Consider the following 15,028-nt stretch of genomic DNA (forward strand, 5'->3'; position numbering starts at 1 on the left):
CCTTTATAATCGAGCTTAACAAGCATCCATTTATAAAACAAAACACTATGAAAACCACACATTTAAAATCAAGCAGTATAAAGGCCATGTTAGAACAATTACAAGCTAATTTTGGCGGAAATCTTTTAAAAGATTTAAAGGAATATACCTTAGAAATAAACAATGAAATTGGAAAAGGAAAGATTAAAGGAATGACCTTAAAAGGTGGTATTTCTTATCTTGAATTTGATATGGTATTTTATCATAATTTAAAATTGTCTATAAATATTAAGGACAAGAATCCTATATACTTTACATATTGTTCTAAAGGAAGCATAACTCATAGTTTTGGTTTAAATGAAGAGAAACGTACTCTGGAAAGTTACCAGACAGGAATTTTAACTTGTAATAAAAATAACGAACACGTTTTGTATTTTACTAAAGACAAACAGTTAAAAACCACTTTAATTACTGTACAAACCGCAAATAGAGGTAATATTCCTGGAAACGATGGATTAAAAGACAAACTCAAAGAAACCTTTTATAGTAAGGATTCTTCAGAAAACTACGTTTATATCGGGTCTCATAATCTACAGATTGCTGAAAAAATAGAGCAATTAAATGCTATTTCGCAAAGAGGAGTAGTTAGAAGTCTTTTAATTCAAGGTCTAGTTCATGTTATTCTAGCGTTAGAAATACAGCAACACGCAGACGATCTTAAAAATCCACAACAAGATACGGGTTCATTAACTAAAAATGAAATTGAAACTATTCAAGAGGTATCAAGATATATTAATAAAGATTTCGATAATCAAATTACTATTAACCAATTATATAGACAATTTGGACTTTCGCCATCAAAACTTCAAGAAGGTTTTAAATTAATGCACGGACATACAGTTACAGAATATATTAGAGAAGTACGTATTAAAAAGGCCGAAGAATTAATTAAAAATACAGATATGAATATCTCTGAAGTAGTTTATTCTATTGGTTTAACAAGTAGAAGTTATTTTTCTAAAATTTTTAAAGAAAAGTATAACTGTAGTCCTAAAGATTACAAATTTGCACAGGGTTCTGTTGCAATTTCTGCCTAATCTTAGACAAAATTATCTTTTAAAGTTTAATCTTAAAAACATATTACAATGAGTACTATAAATTATAAAAAACACGAACAAGGATTTCAAAAAATTAGAAACCTAATAGACGAACCTAAAATTGTTATGCTGGCAACAAAATTGCATAAAGCTCCGTTTTCGGTGTGTCCTATGACATTATTACAAATGGATAACCAAGGAGATTTGTGGTTTTTTACATCAAAAAATAGTGAACATTTTAGAAATATTGCATTCGATAATCGTGTTCAGATTTTATATTCTAATGAACATAAACAAAATTATATTTCCATTTTTGGGAATGCCACACACATAGTTGACGAGAAGAAAATCGACGAGCTATGGAGTCCAATGATAAACAAATGGTTTGATGGGAAAGAAGATCCAGATTTAGCCTTGTTAAATGTTAATATGGAAACAGCTTATTATTGGGATGCCAATTTAAATAAATTAGTGTCGTTTTTCGAACTTATCGAAGCAGTAGATTCAAATGTTGACAAAAAAGGTTATGTTAACTTACAAAGTTACTAGTAACATATAAATTTATAACAATTTTAAAACCCGACTCTTGTCGGGTTTTTTCTATTTACATCCTAAAGTTTTGTGTAATCTTAGAAATAGACTCTCTATAAATCCTTTCATTCTGTAACTCGTTGTAAGAGGTGTTATTACATAATGAAGCATAAGTTTTAATAAAAATAATTGACTCTAAATGGCAATAGTTTTTCTAAAACCATTTAAAATATAAGCCAGAAATTATCACCGCAACAACTAATATAAAAAGTGCTATAATAATAAAAGTGGCTCCAAATTTAGTTTTCTTATCGTCTTGTAATAAATAGTCTTCTCTTTCTGAGTTTTCGTCTTTAATAATTGGCATAGTTTTTAGTTTTATGAGTTAATATATACTGTTTTCTTGTTTACAAATTCATGAATTCCTTCTTTAGAAAGCTCTCTTCCATAACCTGAAGCTTTGGTGCCTCCAAAGGGTAATCTCGGATCAGATTTTACAAGTTCGTTTATAAAAAAAGCACCATCTTGGATTTTTAAAATTTGTTTTTTTGCTTTCGATTTGTCTCTTGTAAAGACCATTGTCCCTAAACCAAATCTTGAGTTTGTAGCTGTTTTATAAGCCTCTTCAGCATCTTTTACTTTAATTATAGCTGCAACGGGGCCAAAGGTTTCTTCATCAAAAACCGGCATTCCGGGCTTTACGTCGGTTAGAATAGTTGGAGCGAAAAATGCTTTTTCAGTTTTATTTCCTATGAGAATATTTGCTCCTTTTTTAACAGAATCATTTACTTGTTTTTGTAAAATTTCAACTAAATCTTCTCTGGCTAGAACACTTACTTCTGTAAATTCCTTAACAGGGTTTCCAACTTGTAAAGAAACTACTTTAGCTTTAAACTTCTCAAGAAACTCATCGTAAACAGATTCTTCTACTATAAAACGCTTTGCTGCAATACAGCTTTGCCCGGTATTTTGCATTCTTGCATTTACCATAGTAGCTATATGCTTATCTAAATCGGCATCTTTCAAAACAATACAAGCATTATTTCCACCTAATTCTAAAACTGCTTTTTTAAGATTATTTCCTGAAATTTTAGAAATATGTTTTCCAGCTTTTTCACTTCCTGTTAAAGAAACTGCTTTAATTCGTGGATCGGCAATGAGGTTTTCAACCTGCTCATGATTAATAATAAGGGATTGAAAACAACCTTCAGGAAAACCGCTGTCTAGAAATAAATCTTGAATGGCTAAAGCACAGCCTGTAACATTACTAGCGTGTTTTAATAATGCCGTGTTTCCTGCAGTTAATGTTGGAATTGCAAACCTAAGCACTTGCCAAAATGGATAATTCCAAGGCATAACGGCTAAAATGCATCCCAACGGATCATAACTTATAAAACTTTCTTTGGCGTCTGTTTCTATAAGTTCGTCTGCTAAAAATTGATCTGCATTTTTAGCGTAAAAATCACTTAAAAACACACATTTATCAATTTCTGCTAAACTTTGTGAAATAGGTTTTCCCATTTCTTCTGTCATTAAAGCAGCATAATGTTGTTTGTGTTTAATAAGATTCTTGGATAGGTTTTTTAGCAATTTAGTTCTGTGAGAAATAGCTTCTTCACTCCAAGTATTAAACACTGTTTCCGACCGCTTTAAATAAGTCTCTATAGTAGATTTAGAAAACTGGTTATAGCTTTTAATCTCTTTTCCCGTATAGGGATTTATTGTTTTAATTTTAGTTGACATAATAAAGTATTTATTTAAATATATGGATTGTTTAGATTGTAGTTTGCCGTATTCCATAAAACAATGAACTCTTTTACCTATATGGGTTTCGGTCAAGAATTTAATCTTTAGCGTTAATGAACTCCCTCCATTTGTTGGATATTTGTAATAGTAAAAAAGAAGTTTAACTAAAAAGTATAAATTATTATGAATAATAACGGAAGTACAGCATTAGGAGTTTTAGCAGGAGCATCCCTTGGGGCGGTTCTAGGAATTTTATTTGCTCCAGATAAAGGAAGTGTAACCAGACAAAGAATTGCAGATCAAGCAGAATTGCAAAAAGATAGATTATCATCTTCAGCGTCTGATATTAGAGATAAAATTGCTCATACAGTAAGTTCTGAAACTCATAATTTAGAAGATAGAATGGAATCTATTGTCTCTGACGCTAGTTATAAAGCCGAGGATGTTATCTCCACTTTAGAAGCTAAATTAAAAGAATTAAAAGCAAAGAATAAGAAGTTTCAAAAAGCATCATAAAACATGAACCTATTTAATTCTATAGGAGAAACTACAGACAAAGCTGCAGATATAGGTGAGACATATTTTAAATCGTCTCACCAATATCTTAAGCTAAAAATATTTCAACAATTAACTTTGTCCGTTAGTATGGTTACAAAGTTGGTTGTAATAAGTGCTTTTCTATTTCTTGGAATTATATTTTGCGCTGTTGCTGCAGCTTTAGCTATTGGAGATGCTTTAGAAAACCCTTTATTAGGTTTTTTAATAGTAGGTGTTTTCTTTATGCTTATTGCTATTTTAATATATGTAGGTAGAGGTGCTATCAATAGAATAGTGATACAAAAAATTGGAGATAAGTTCTTCTCTTAGAAACTCAATCTATAAACAATTACTAAAATTATATGAAACCATCCTATACAAATTTTGATCAGATTGAAAACGATTTAAAACTTCTCGATCTTCAACGTAAAGTTGCATGGGAAGAATTAAAGGTGGTAAAAACGGAGTTTAAAGAAGAAATCAATCCTTTAAACTGGATAGAAAACTTTTTAAGTCGAACTGGGAAATATGGAGTATTTGTATTCTTAAGAAAACTTTTATTAAAAAAATAGTTGCTAGCTAATTAGATAGAAGTCAGGGCTGCAACAATATGAATACTACAATTCTCTTAATTGAGAAATGGTTTTTAAGAATATTAAATAAGATTACCGCTATTAAATTGATTTGGGTTAATCTTATTTTTTTTTGCACTAAGCAAAACTCTTTTAAAGACTTAATTTTATAATATAAATATCAAGATTCTTATCGGATATTAAAAGATGACAAGCAACAGACATCTATAAAGAACATGTTTAAAATATTAATATATTTATTATGAACTCATACACAAAAGAAGTAGGAAATAAGTTAAACGCCTTACTAGAAAAAAATTACGATGCTGAAAAAGGATTTAAAAAAGCTGCAGAACATACAGATCATACAGCTTTAAAAAACTTTTTTAACCGTAAAGCGGCAGAACGATACGACTTTGGACATCAGTTAAAATCTGAAATTAAAAATTACGGTGAAGAACCGGAGAATAATGGAAGCGTTACTGGTGCTGCACATAGAACATGGATGGATGTGAAAGCTGTTTTTTCTGCAGATAATGAAGAGTCTATGTTAGAAGAGGCAATTAGAGGCGAAAAGGCTTCAGTTGAAGAATATAACGAAGTTTTAAACGAAACTAATTTACCTTCGTCTACAAGAAATATTGTAATGAATCAGAAAAACACTATTTCGCAAGAACTTAACACCATTAAACGTCTGGAGGATCTAAAATAATTCCAGAAGTTTAAACTTAACAAGAAAAGAGACGCTTTTTTAAGTGTCTCTTTTCTATTTTATAAAAAGTGGCTTTATTATAATTGAGGTTTATGGTTTAAATTTAAAAGCTTATTTGAGTTAAAGGATATTTCGATAGAGCAACCTACAGCGAATATAAATACCGATATTTATAGTATAGAGATTTGATAGTCAGTTCTCTTACAATTAACCCTTTAAACCAAATATTATGTTACGTTGGACAATCACATTTATTATAATTGCTATAATCGCCGGAATTTTAGGTTTTGGTGGTATTGCTGGAGCAGCAGCCGGAATTGCTAAAATATTATTTTTCATATTTATCGTTCTATTTATTATTTCGCTATTTATGGGACGTAAAAAAGTATAAACAATAAACTTAAACAATCAATCTTTTAAAACCATTTATTATGAGAAAGTTACTTTATATATTTTTGTTTTCATTCGCTATTTCCTTGGTGCTTCCAAGTTGTAGAGAGAAAAAAAACGACAGCATTGAAGATGTTGCAGACGATGTAGGAGATGCAGTTGATGATGCTGCAGACGATGTTGAAGACGCGTTTGATTAACAAAAGTGAAAATCAATAAAATTAGTTAGTTTGGTTAGTAGTGAAAAAGCAGATAAGCATTCTTCAAAGAGCTTATCTGCTTTTGTTTAATTTTAAAATTTATATTATGAATCAAGATAGAAACGAATTAGATATAATAGAAAAATATCAGAAAAAAGGATATACATGTAATTTTACATGCGAAAATAATTTTTTAGTAGAACTAGAAAGTAAAAACAAGTATCAACCTCAACAAATTACTATTTTAAGAGAACATAGATTTGAAGGTTTAAGTAACCCTTCGGACATGTCTATTTTATACGTTATAGAAACAGACGATAATTTAAAAGGTTTGGTTACGGCAAGTTATGGAGGAGGAAGCGATACAAGCGTGGGAGAGTTTTTTAAAGAAATCCCGAAAGAAAACGATCGTTCTAACGAAAACATTTAATAAAAAAACCTTTAAGTTTTTACTTAAGGGTTTTTTTGTTCTCCTCAGATTCAAGGTGTTTGGTAATTTGAGAAGGCGTTTCAATTAAATGAAACTCCTTCCCATTTACCAATATAGGACAGCGCAAGGTTTTTGGTTTGTTTTGTAGCACTTTAATCCAATCTTCTTTATCCAAAGATATTCCAGAACCATAGTTGTTTTTAAAGTCAGGATGTTCTTGATTTACAAGTTTTGAAAGAATGGTATGTAAATTTTCGGAAATTTCTAACCATTGCGTACCAGTAATTTTTGTTTTAGAAATATCCACTGCTAAGACCTTTTTGCTTGAAGCTTGAACAAAGCCATAGGCTTGCTTGCCTAAGGGGGTCTCCGAGTTGTAATAAAGTATAATTTTCTTTTTATCTGTTGAAATTGTTCCCATTAGTTTTATTTTATCTACTAAAATAGTTTACAAAAAGAGACCAAGCTAACTCGAAAACAAATAATCTTAATTCATTTAAAATAATAACATGTATCAATATGGTTTTAAATTGAATTTGTATAAAAGCTATAAATTATTGATTTATTGATAAAAACACCCTTCTAATTTGTAACTTAAACCAAAGGATAAAACAAAGCTATCTTACAATAATAACTTTTAATAAGATTGAGGGATGATTTCTTTTAAAAGCTCTATTTTTGCATAAATAAATTACAATTGTATTATGTCTGAAAAAATAGAGAAATTAAAGTGTTTGATTATAGGATCTGGACCTGCAGGATATACTGCAGCAATCTATGCCGCTAGAGCGAATATGAATCCTGTTTTATACCAAGGAGAGCAACCTGGTGGTCAATTAACTACAACTAATGAGGTTGAGAATTTCCCAGGATATCCAGATGGTGTTACCGGCCCAGAAATGATGATAGAGTTACAAAAACAAGCCGAACGTTTTGATACAGATGTTCGTAATGGTTGGGTAACGCGTGTAGACTTCTCGGGAGATGTGCATAAAGTATGGGTAAACGAAACTAAAGAAATTCATTGCGATACAGTAATTATTTCAACGGGAGCTTCAGCTATGTATTTAGGCTTGGATTCTGAACAAAAATATCTAAAACTAGGAGGAGGAGTCTCTGCTTGTGCAGTTTGTGATGGTTTCTTTTACAGAAATCAGGAAGTTGTAATTGTTGGAGCAGGAGATTCAGCTTGCGAAGAAGCGCACTACCTTTCTAAACTTTGTAAAAAAGTAACTATGTTGGTAAGACGCGACGAGTTTAGAGCTTCTAAAATTATGGCTGCGCGTGTACAAAAAACTGAAAATATTGAGATTCTTTACAATACAGAAACCGATGAGGTTCTAGGAGATGGACAAGTGGTTACAGGTGTTCGTGTTTTTAATAATATAACCAATAAGAAGTTCGAAATTCCAGCAACTGGGTTTTTTGTGGCAATTGGACATAAACCAAATACAGACATCTTTAAGGGCTTTTTAGATCTAGATGAAACTGGGTATATTAAAAATGTGCCAGGAACTTCTAAAACTAATGTAGAAGGTGTTTTTGTTTCTGGAGATGCGGCAGACCATGTTTATAGACAAGCTGTTACTGCAGCTGGAACAGGATGTATGGCAGCTCTTGATGCAGAACGTTACTTAGCTGCGAAAGATGCTGATTTTGAAGTAGCAACTTCTACATATAACTAAATAGAATTCTTTTTATAATGGAAAATCCGGAAACAAAAGTTTTCGGATTTTTTTGTTTTATAAAACATAAATAAAAAAATATAATGTTGTTAATTAACAAAAATTAGATTTCAAATGATTAAATTATAATCGTGATTAGAAAATATTTAACTAAGGATAAACCAAGGCTAATAGAGCTGTTAAGACAAAATACTCCGGAATATTTTGATGTTTCAGAAGAAGGCGATTATATAAACTATTTGGATAATAAAATTGAAGACTATTATGTATACGAAGAAAATTCTATAATTCTTGGAGCAGGTGGAATTAATTACTTTCATAAAGAAAAAATAGCTAGAATATCCTGGGACCTTGTAGCTTCAGATTCCCACGGGAAAGGAATTGGTAAAAAACTAACTCAATTCCGAATTGATCATATAAATAAGAATCGAAAAATAGAAGTAATCGTTGTTAGAACTACTCAGTTAGCCTATAAATTTTATGAGAAAATGGGATTTGAATTGGAGTTTGTTGAACCCGATTTTTGGGCAAAACACTTTGATCTCTATCAAATGAAATTAAAGACTAAACAAATTGGTTATTGATATTAATTTTTTAATAGAAAAGAAAACCTAAGTACTACAGAAGGATAAATTTGGGAACTAGTTTTTTAATGTATAACTATTACCAGAAAGGGGGGATTAAAACATAAAAAACCACCAAACTTTAAAAGTTCAAGGTGGTTTTACTTTTAATTGATAATTATCTCTTAGTCGCTTTTTATAGAACCAGAAACGTTATCACTTTTTTCTAATACTTCTGGGCTCCCAACATATCTAATGTCTCCACCACTAGAAGCTGTAGCCGTTAACTTTTTAGATGTATTAACAACAATGTCTGCACCACTCGAAGCTTTTACTTGTGCATTTACAGTTATTAAATCTTCAGCTTCAATAGAACTTCCACTTGATGCTTCGGCAATAAACGTATCTGTTTTACCCATTAGTTCTAAATCGCTTCCACTTGTAGATTCACAAGAAATAGATGTTGCATTAATTGATAATTCCATATCGCTTCCACTTGTTGTAATTAATTCTATGTCTTGAGCCTGAATAGTATTTGTTGTATATACATCGCTACCACTTGTAGCTATAATAGAACTTAAGTCTTTAAAGCTTAAAAGTATTTTCTTTGAAGAGGATCTTCCAATATTATCTGTGGTCGAAATAATAAGTTGGTTATTTTCTACAATTGTTGTAATTAGTTCATGCAGGTTTTCATCTGCTTCTACTGTTAAATTTTCAACATTGCTTTGGGTTAAGTATACATCTAAACCACGACTTACTTTTACCGAATTAAAGGATTTATCTAGAGGCCGTTCTTTAGAAATTACTTTTCCGTTACCTTTAACTCCCATCCCAAATTTCCCGTCGAAATTGCAGGACATCATTACAATGGCCATAATAATAGAAGCTAAAACTTTTGTTAATGTGTTCATAATTGTTCGTTTTTTGATGTGTTCTCCAAAGTTTTAGCTTAGAGAAATGATTAGTTATTCAAAGATTATTTTTTAAAGGTTGTTTAGAAACTAAATAGTTCTGAACTGTTATTATTAATAGATGAACTGATTAATTTCCATCTGAGGTTATATTTATGCCATTTTCGTCTATATCTACTCTAACGCTTTCGCTTTTGGCTTTGACACCTTTATGATTAATTTCTAGACTGGAATCGTTTGACTTAATATCTATTCCTTCATTATTTATTTTAACTTTAGACTTCTTTTTATTAACATCTATGTCTAGATTAAAGCCGTCGGGACAGTCTAGGCAATACATAGAATTATCCATAATTTTCAAGAAGTAGCCTTCCATACCTTGTTCCAGAATGTCGTTATAACGACTTGAATTACTATGATAACTGGAAGTGTTTTCATCTGCAACAAGAGTGGTACCTTCTGGGAGGTATAAAATAATTTCAATTTCCTGATCGCTAAACTTATTTTTATATTCTGTTGTTAGATAATAATCCAACTTCAATTCCTTATTTCTTAAATTGTAATTGTAATTAATATTTGTAGCACGTTCTTTGGCCTGTTTATAGCTACTGCCCTCAGCACTTTTTTCTATTTGGATATAAGCTAAGCTGTCTTTTGTGGATCTAACGATAAGTCTCACATTTGAAGAGAAAATTATTTTCTCGTCCTTATCATTATAAACCAACTTAAACTCGGAGCTTCTTCTAGTATGTTTTTCATAAGAATTATTACCATACATTTTAATTTTTAGAGTGTCGTTAGCTGTAATATTAAGCTCTGTCTTTTTTGTAATACTAGCGTCAAAAGCATGTTCACTGGCTTGTTTTATTCCTATTACTGATAAACTAATTAGAGCCAATAACCAAATGCCTAATAAAGAGAACTTAGCAATGTTTCCAATAGATTTCAAATTGTTAATTAGAATTTTTAATCCCAAGTAGAATAAAAAGAAAAACGGAATTCCTATAGCAAAAAACAATAATAAAGACATGAGCCAAAGTGGTGTGTTTGCTGCATTGGCTGCATCTAAAAAATCAATTCCAGGAACTTTAATAATGTCTGCAACTCCCACTGTAAAAAAGCCTATAATCAAGCCAATTAATACAGATGCGCCGGTAACTATTAATAATATTCCAATGAATTTTGCAATAATATTTAAAAAGAACATGACGATGTCTCCAATAGTGTCAAAAAACGACTTAGAACTTGATTTTATTTTATTACTCTGTTTAGAGACGTCAATGTTTTTTACTGTATCGGAAACGGTTTGTGTTACATTTTCAAACCCATCTTTAATTTTTTTTTCAATGTTGCTAATGTTTACAGGTTCACCTGTCATAGTGAGCTTATCTGCAGTAGTTAAGGCTTCAGGAACTAATATCCAAAATAAGATATAAATAAAGATAAAGGTTCCACCAGATCCTAGAGCAAGTAGAATCCAAAGTAATCTAACCCAAAGAGAATCTATTCCTAAATAGTAACCAAGGCCAGAAGCTACTCCACCAATATACGAGTTGTCAGGATCTCTAAACAACTTTTTAGATGCTCCAGAATGACGACTTTGATAATGGGATTTTGGCTCATCTTCAAAGATTTCATCATCTACCAAGTAATCTTCTGGTTGTCCCATTATGGTAATTACCTCATCAACTTCTTTGTTGCCAATAACATGTTTGTCATGTTTAACGCGTTCGCTAAAAAGTTCAGCAATTCTAGCTTCAATATCTGCAATAATTTCAGAACGTCCTTGAGAATCAGTAAATGAACGTTTTATAGCCTCAAGATAGCGTTGTAGTTTTAAGTATGCATCTTCATCTATATGAAAAAATATACCTGCTAAATTTATGTTGACTGTTTTATTCATTATTTCGTGTTTTTTTGACGGGTTACTATATTAACTGCGTTTTGTAATTCACTCCAAGTAGTGTTTAATTCTTGAAGGAATAATTTTCCTGTTTCGGTAAGACTATAATATTTTCGAGGTGGACCAGAGGTGGATTCCTCCCATCTATAACTAAGTAGTCCTGCATTTTTGAGACGTGTTAATAAAGGGTAAATAGTACCTTCTACTACTAGCATTTTTGCATCTTTTAGGGTTCCTAAAATTTCCGCAACATAAGCATCTTCGTCTTTTAGGACAGATAAAATGCAGTATTCTAATACACCTTTTCGCATTTGCGCTTTTGTGTTCTCTATCTTCATATTCTAAAGCATTTTTAATTTTTTAAACTGTTCATTTTTTTGATTGAATTAATTGATGATATTTAATTTAAAAAGTTGATGGTAAAGGGATATTTATAATTTTCTCCATCTTTTGCAGCTAGACTTGCTTTTACTATAAAAACCAATTCAAGGATAAACCCAACGACTGCAATAAAACCGAGTCCTCCAGAAATATATAACAGAGGTGAAGGTTTGGTTAAACTAATATGAATGCTGTTAAAAGAAACAATTTCCATAAAGTCAAATCCATTAATTAGGTTAAATACAAATAATGGAATTGTTATCATTCCCAGTATAATGGCATACAATAAAATACTAATTTGAAAATTTAATGCTTGTTTTCCATGCACATCTATAAAGTCAGATTTATCCTTGTTAGCAATCCAAAGAACGAGCGGTCCTAAAAAATTTCCTAAAGGGAAAAAGAATCTAGAAAAAGTTGATAAGTGTATTAATGTGGCAATATTTTTGTGGTTTTTGTCCATCATCTTAAAAGTATATAATAGTAGCTTATGCAAATATATGTCTTAAAAAAGGTATTATGCAATACAAAGTACTAAAAATTAACAAAAAATTAACAAATACCGATTCGTTTATTTTTAATATATTGTCATTTGGATAATATGTTTTCAATTAAAGTTTGCAGTAAAATGAAGAGGTTGGTATTTGTGTTGTTTTTAATGTGTTCTATTGGTTTTGCTCAAACATATCCGAAGGACGAAAACATTATGGAAACTAAATGGGAAGCATACACACCTGCATTGACAGCTCCCGAATATTTGGTGCCCTTTACAAATAGTTTTGGTAATCAGGTAACTCGAGTAAGCGATGTGGAAGTTATTGGAGGAGATACTCAGCAATTACGTCATCATTACAGTAAAGACTCTCCATGGAATAGTGACGAAACACTTATTAAATTAGCGGGCTTTCCTGCTGCTATCTTAGATGGCAATACATATAAATTTATAAAATGGGCTAAAATCCCTAGTTCTGCAACCTGGTCGAATACTAATCCTAATCTAATGTATGGAACTAAAGGGAATAGATTGGTTTCATTTAATATTATAATTAATGTTAGTCAAACAATCCACACCTTCAGAGATTTTCAAACAATAAGCTACGGTTATAATGAGGGTAATATGTCTTACGATGATAGATATATTGGCTTAATAGGAGAGAATTTTAATAATGTTACCTTAATAGTTTTCGATATTTTAAATTCTACTATTGTGGGAACTAAATTTTTAGGCTCAAAAGAAGGGCTAGATTGGTTTTCGGTTAGTCCTTTAGGAAATTATGCAATTGTAAGTTGGCAACCAGATGGTAATGCTGATAATCAAGGGTTGAAAGTCTATGATCTGGATTTTACAAATAAGAGACATTTAACTGATTATACTACTCATGCCGATCTCGGGATTGATGTTGATGGAAATGAAGTTTATGTGGCTTTTGGAGATGAAGAAACAAGAGCTAATAATTATTATGTAAAAATGATTCGATTGAGTGATGGCCTAATAACTCCACTTTTTGAATATACCGAAGCCTATGGAGTTTGGGGAGGGCATATTAGTTGTAGAAATACGAATAGACCGGGCTGGGCCTATATCAGTGAGGGATGTTGCAAAACTATTGGCGAAAAAGAGATTTTAGCAATAAAATTAGATTCAAGTAATACAATTGAAAGATTTGGGGTTCATCATGCAACCTATCACGACAGCTATGAACAAGGTGCCCAAGCTGTACCCAATAGAGATGGAACAAAAATTATGTTTGCTAGTAGTTGGGATTGTTTATTTACTACTAAATACCCGCCAGCTTTTATTGTAGAGAAAAAATAAAATATATAAACACGATGGTTTTTGTTAAAAGATGCAGTTGCTTAAAGTTAATAGATTCTCATTAAAAAGAAATAAATAAAACTTAAAAATTAAAAAAGTGAAACTCTTGTTTAAACAGGAGGTGTTTTAATAAAAAAAAATGAAGATAACACCAAATAAACTCAATACATACTTACTTTTTAAATTACCATCAGCCTACTTTACTGGCGTGAGAACTCGTTATATCGATAAGGAAAAATGTGTCGTTACTGTAAAGCATAGGTGGGTAAACCAAAATCCATTTAAGTCCATGTTTTGGGCAGTGCAAGGTATGGCAGCCGAGCTAACTACTGGAGCCTTAGTCATGCAGGAAATTAAAGAGAGTGGAGAGAGAATTTCTATGTTGGTAGCTAATAATCAAGCAAGTTTTGTAAAAAAGGCTACTGGAAAAATAACCTTTGTTTGCACAGATGGAGCTCAAGTAAGAGAGGTAATTAAAAAGGCTATAGAAACGGGTGAAGGACAAACATTGTGGATGCACGCAAAAGGGACAAATGCTGATGGAATAGAAGTTTCTAACTTTAAATTTGAATGGACTCTTAAACTAAAGTCATAGATTTCAATTGTACGGTTTTAATAACTAGTTGTTAGATTGAATTTTTTTCCAAAAAAGTGTAACTAATTATCAAATTCACTAACTGATAAATTAACCAATAAACAACAAAATTATGAAGGCTCATGAAATAGATTACAAGATTTACGGTGAAGAAATGCAGTTTGTAGAAATAGAGCTTGACCCACAAGAGGGGGTTGTGGCAGAAGCTGGGAGTTTTATGATGATGGACGATGGCATTAAAATGGAAACTATTTTTGGAGATGGTTCTTCTAAAGATGAAGGTTTCTTAGGTTCTATACTTGGAGCAGGGAAACGTATTCTAACTGGAGAAAGTTTATTTATCACAGCTTTTTATAATAACCTATCGGGTAAACGTAGAATTAGCTTTGCTTCTCCATATCCTGGAAAAATAATTCCAATAGATTTAACAGCTTTTAACGGCAAGTTTATTTGTCAGAAAGATGCTTTTCTTTGCGCAGCTAAAGGAGTTAGTATTGGTATTGAGTTTAGCAAGAAACTTGGACGAGGCCTGTTTGGTGGCGAAGGTTTTATTATGCAAAATCTAGAAGGCAATGGAATGGCTTTTGTACATGCCGGAGGCACTATGGTTAAAAGAGAATTGCGTTCGGGCGAAATTCTTCGTGTAGATACTGGCTGTATTATTGGTTTTACACAAGATGTGGATTACGATATTGAGTTTATAGGAGGGATTAGAAATACTATTTTTGGTGGTGAAGGCTTGTTTTTTGCTAAACTTCAAGGCCCAGGAACGGTTTATATTCAATCTTTACCATTTAGTAGATTGGCTGGCCGTGTATTGGCTGCTGCTCCAAAAGGAGGTGGGAAAGATAAAGGTGAAGGTAGTATTCTTGGAGGTTTGGGAGATCTTTTAGATGGAGATAATAGATTTTAAATCTATAATAGATTGTTAAATTTTCCTTTATTTGGGAAAGCAACCCTTTTTTTTATTAAATTTA

At 31.4% G+C, this 15,028-nt stretch carries 21 protein-coding genes; 14 read left to right on the top strand and 7 right to left on the bottom strand.

Annotation, left to right across the window (positions count from 1 at the left end):
• Nucleotides 1-47: 47 nt before the first annotated feature.
• Both OS188_RS04590 and OS188_RS04595 read left to right on the top strand, forming a co-directional pair.
• Nucleotides 48-1,076: a helix-turn-helix domain-containing protein gene (locus tag OS188_RS04590; RefSeq protein ID WP_267147648.1), complete on the top strand. Its 1,029-nt coding sequence runs from the start codon at nt 48-50 to the stop codon at nt 1,074-1,076.
• A 48-nt stretch (nt 1,077-1,124) separates the two neighbouring features.
• Nucleotides 1,125-1,625, top strand: a complete 501-nt coding sequence (locus OS188_RS04595) for a pyridoxamine 5'-phosphate oxidase family protein (RefSeq protein WP_267147649.1) — start codon at nt 1,125-1,127, stop codon at nt 1,623-1,625.
• 196 nt (nt 1,626-1,821) lie between these two features.
• On the opposite strand, the gene OS188_RS04600 is transcribed toward OS188_RS04595, so the two are convergent.
• Both OS188_RS04600 and OS188_RS04605 read right to left on the bottom strand, forming a co-directional pair.
• Nucleotides 1,822-1,974: a hypothetical protein gene (locus OS188_RS04600; protein ID WP_267147650.1), complete on the bottom strand. Its 153-nt coding sequence runs from the start codon at nt 1,972-1,974 to the stop codon at nt 1,822-1,824.
• Between the two features lie 11 nt (nt 1,975-1,985).
• A complete protein-coding gene (locus tag OS188_RS04605; protein WP_267147651.1) occupies nt 1,986-3,350 on the bottom strand; it encodes an NAD-dependent succinate-semialdehyde dehydrogenase in 1,365 nt (454 codons plus the stop codon).
• Between the two features lie 186 nt (nt 3,351-3,536).
• Here OS188_RS04605 and OS188_RS04610 point away from each other — a divergent pair, with 186 nt between their 5' ends.
• The 7 genes from OS188_RS04610 (at nt 3,537) to OS188_RS04640 (ending at nt 6,194) form a co-directional block, all read left to right on the top strand.
• Nucleotides 3,537-3,869, top strand: a complete 333-nt coding sequence (locus OS188_RS04610) for a YtxH domain-containing protein (protein WP_267147652.1) — start codon at nt 3,537-3,539, stop codon at nt 3,867-3,869.
• 3 nt (nt 3,870-3,872) lie between these two features.
• Nucleotides 3,873-4,220, top strand: a complete 348-nt coding sequence (locus OS188_RS04615; protein ID WP_267147653.1) for a hypothetical protein — start codon at nt 3,873-3,875, stop codon at nt 4,218-4,220.
• Between the two features lie 32 nt (nt 4,221-4,252).
• Nucleotides 4,253-4,462 carry a DUF6327 family protein gene (locus OS188_RS04620; protein ID WP_267147654.1) on the top strand — a complete coding sequence of 70 codons (210 nt, stop codon included), beginning with the start codon at nt 4,253-4,255 and terminating at the stop codon, nt 4,460-4,462.
• Nucleotides 4,463-4,724: 262 nt separating this feature from the next.
• Nucleotides 4,725-5,174, top strand: coding sequence for a ferritin-like domain-containing protein (locus OS188_RS04625; RefSeq protein ID WP_267147655.1), 450 nt, complete (start codon nt 4,725-4,727; stop codon nt 5,172-5,174).
• Nucleotides 5,175-5,403: 229 nt separating this feature from the next.
• Entirely contained in the window at nt 5,404-5,565 is a 162-nt protein-coding gene (locus OS188_RS04630; protein ID WP_267147656.1) for a DUF1328 family protein, read from the top strand.
• 40 nt (nt 5,566-5,605) lie between these two features.
• Nucleotides 5,606-5,764 (top strand): hypothetical protein, encoded by a 159-nt coding sequence (locus OS188_RS04635; protein WP_267147657.1) that lies wholly within the window; start codon nt 5,606-5,608, stop codon nt 5,762-5,764.
• Nucleotides 5,765-5,870: 106 nt separating this feature from the next.
• Complete coding sequence (locus tag OS188_RS04640) at nt 5,871-6,194, top strand: hypothetical protein (RefSeq protein ID WP_267147658.1); 324 nt, start codon at nt 5,871-5,873, stop codon at nt 6,192-6,194.
• Between the two features lie 19 nt (nt 6,195-6,213).
• Here the strand turns inward: OS188_RS04640 and OS188_RS04645 are convergent, their stop codons facing one another.
• A complete protein-coding gene (locus OS188_RS04645; protein ID WP_267147659.1) occupies nt 6,214-6,615 on the bottom strand; it encodes an arsenate reductase family protein in 402 nt (133 codons plus the stop codon).
• A 283-nt stretch (nt 6,616-6,898) separates the two neighbouring features.
• Here OS188_RS04645 and trxB point away from each other — a divergent pair, with 283 nt between their 5' ends.
• Both trxB and OS188_RS04655 read left to right on the top strand, forming a co-directional pair.
• Entirely contained in the window at nt 6,899-7,879 is a 981-nt protein-coding gene (trxB, locus tag OS188_RS04650) for a thioredoxin-disulfide reductase (RefSeq protein WP_267147660.1), read from the top strand.
• Nucleotides 7,880-8,010: 131 nt separating this feature from the next.
• Nucleotides 8,011-8,463, top strand: coding sequence for a GNAT family N-acetyltransferase (locus OS188_RS04655; RefSeq protein WP_267147661.1), 453 nt, complete (start codon nt 8,011-8,013; stop codon nt 8,461-8,463).
• A gap of 164 nt (nt 8,464-8,627) precedes the next feature.
• Here the strand turns inward: OS188_RS04655 and OS188_RS04660 are convergent, their stop codons facing one another.
• The 4 genes from OS188_RS04660 to OS188_RS04675 all read right to left on the bottom strand — a co-directional run bounded on the left by OS188_RS04660 (nt 8,628) and on the right by OS188_RS04675 (nt 12,106).
• Nucleotides 8,628-9,356: a head GIN domain-containing protein gene (locus OS188_RS04660; protein WP_267147662.1), complete on the bottom strand. Its 729-nt coding sequence runs from the start codon at nt 9,354-9,356 to the stop codon at nt 8,628-8,630.
• 130 nt (nt 9,357-9,486) lie between these two features.
• Complete coding sequence (locus tag OS188_RS04665) at nt 9,487-11,259, bottom strand: PspC domain-containing protein (RefSeq protein ID WP_267147663.1); 1,773 nt, start codon at nt 11,257-11,259, stop codon at nt 9,487-9,489.
• Nucleotides 11,259-11,597 (bottom strand): PadR family transcriptional regulator, encoded by a 339-nt coding sequence (locus OS188_RS04670; protein ID WP_267147664.1) that lies wholly within the window; start codon nt 11,595-11,597, stop codon nt 11,259-11,261. Before OS188_RS04670 ends, OS188_RS04665 begins: the two co-directional genes overlap by 1 nt.
• Before the next feature lie 62 nt (nt 11,598-11,659).
• A complete protein-coding gene (locus tag OS188_RS04675) occupies nt 11,660-12,106 on the bottom strand; it encodes a DUF4870 domain-containing protein (protein WP_267147665.1) in 447 nt (148 codons plus the stop codon).
• A gap of 162 nt (nt 12,107-12,268) precedes the next feature.
• Here OS188_RS04675 and OS188_RS04680 point away from each other — a divergent pair, with 162 nt between their 5' ends.
• The 3 genes from OS188_RS04680 to OS188_RS04690 all read left to right on the top strand — a co-directional run bounded on the left by OS188_RS04680 (nt 12,269) and on the right by OS188_RS04690 (nt 14,964).
• Complete coding sequence (locus tag OS188_RS04680; RefSeq protein ID WP_267147666.1) at nt 12,269-13,456, top strand: T9SS C-terminal target domain-containing protein; 1,188 nt, start codon at nt 12,269-12,271, stop codon at nt 13,454-13,456.
• Between the two features lie 139 nt (nt 13,457-13,595).
• On the top strand, nt 13,596-14,051 hold the full coding sequence (locus OS188_RS04685; RefSeq protein ID WP_267147667.1) for a DUF4442 domain-containing protein: 456 nt from the start codon (nt 13,596-13,598) through the stop codon (nt 14,049-14,051).
• A 112-nt stretch (nt 14,052-14,163) separates the two neighbouring features.
• Nucleotides 14,164-14,964, top strand: a complete 801-nt coding sequence (locus OS188_RS04690) for a TIGR00266 family protein (RefSeq protein WP_267147668.1) — start codon at nt 14,164-14,166, stop codon at nt 14,962-14,964.
• Nucleotides 14,965-15,028 lie beyond the last annotated feature (64 nt).

The organism is Xanthomarina sp. F1114 (assembly GCF_026410255.1).
Taxonomy (GTDB): Bacteria; Bacteroidota; Bacteroidia; order Flavobacteriales; family Flavobacteriaceae; genus Xanthomarina.

Bases quoted from the DNA above. Each gene is read 5' to 3' on its own strand.
- OS188_RS04590 (WP_267147648.1), top strand. From the start codon at position 48: ATGAAAACCACACATTTAAAATCAAGCAGTATAAAGGCCATGTTAGAA.
- OS188_RS04680 (WP_267147666.1), top strand. From the start codon at position 12,269: ATGAAGAGGTTGGTATTTGTGTTGTTTTTAATGTGTTCTATTGGTTTT.
- trxB (WP_267147660.1), top strand. From the start codon at position 6,899: ATGTCTGAAAAAATAGAGAAATTAAAGTGTTTGATTATAGGATCTGGA.
- OS188_RS04645 (WP_267147659.1), bottom strand. From the start codon at position 6,615: ATGGGAACAATTTCAACAGATAAAAAGAAAATTATACTTTATTACAAC.
- OS188_RS04665 (WP_267147663.1), bottom strand. From the start codon at position 11,259: ATGAATAAAACAGTCAACATAAATTTAGCAGGTATATTTTTTCATATA.
- OS188_RS04660 (WP_267147662.1), bottom strand. From the start codon at position 9,356: ATGAACACATTAACAAAAGTTTTAGCTTCTATTATTATGGCCATTGTA.
- OS188_RS04630 (WP_267147656.1), top strand. From the start codon at position 5,404: ATGTTACGTTGGACAATCACATTTATTATAATTGCTATAATCGCCGGA.
- OS188_RS04685 (WP_267147667.1), top strand. From the start codon at position 13,596: ATGAAGATAACACCAAATAAACTCAATACATACTTACTTTTTAAATTA.
- OS188_RS04625 (WP_267147655.1), top strand. From the start codon at position 4,725: ATGAACTCATACACAAAAGAAGTAGGAAATAAGTTAAACGCCTTACTA.
- OS188_RS04595 (WP_267147649.1), top strand. From the start codon at position 1,125: ATGAGTACTATAAATTATAAAAAACACGAACAAGGATTTCAAAAAATT.
- OS188_RS04605 (WP_267147651.1), bottom strand. From the start codon at position 3,350: ATGTCAACTAAAATTAAAACAATAAATCCCTATACGGGAAAAGAGATT.
- OS188_RS04610 (WP_267147652.1), top strand. From the start codon at position 3,537: ATGAATAATAACGGAAGTACAGCATTAGGAGTTTTAGCAGGAGCATCC.
- OS188_RS04640 (WP_267147658.1), top strand. From the start codon at position 5,871: ATGAATCAAGATAGAAACGAATTAGATATAATAGAAAAATATCAGAAA.
- OS188_RS04620 (WP_267147654.1), top strand. From the start codon at position 4,253: ATGAAACCATCCTATACAAATTTTGATCAGATTGAAAACGATTTAAAA.
- OS188_RS04615 (WP_267147653.1), top strand. From the start codon at position 3,873: ATGAACCTATTTAATTCTATAGGAGAAACTACAGACAAAGCTGCAGAT.
- OS188_RS04670 (WP_267147664.1), bottom strand. From the start codon at position 11,597: ATGAAGATAGAGAACACAAAAGCGCAAATGCGAAAAGGTGTATTAGAA.
- OS188_RS04635 (WP_267147657.1), top strand. From the start codon at position 5,606: ATGAGAAAGTTACTTTATATATTTTTGTTTTCATTCGCTATTTCCTTG.
- OS188_RS04690 (WP_267147668.1), top strand. From the start codon at position 14,164: ATGAAGGCTCATGAAATAGATTACAAGATTTACGGTGAAGAAATGCAG.
- OS188_RS04600 (WP_267147650.1), bottom strand. From the start codon at position 1,974: ATGCCAATTATTAAAGACGAAAACTCAGAAAGAGAAGACTATTTATTA.
- OS188_RS04675 (WP_267147665.1), bottom strand. From the start codon at position 12,106: ATGATGGACAAAAACCACAAAAATATTGCCACATTAATACACTTATCA.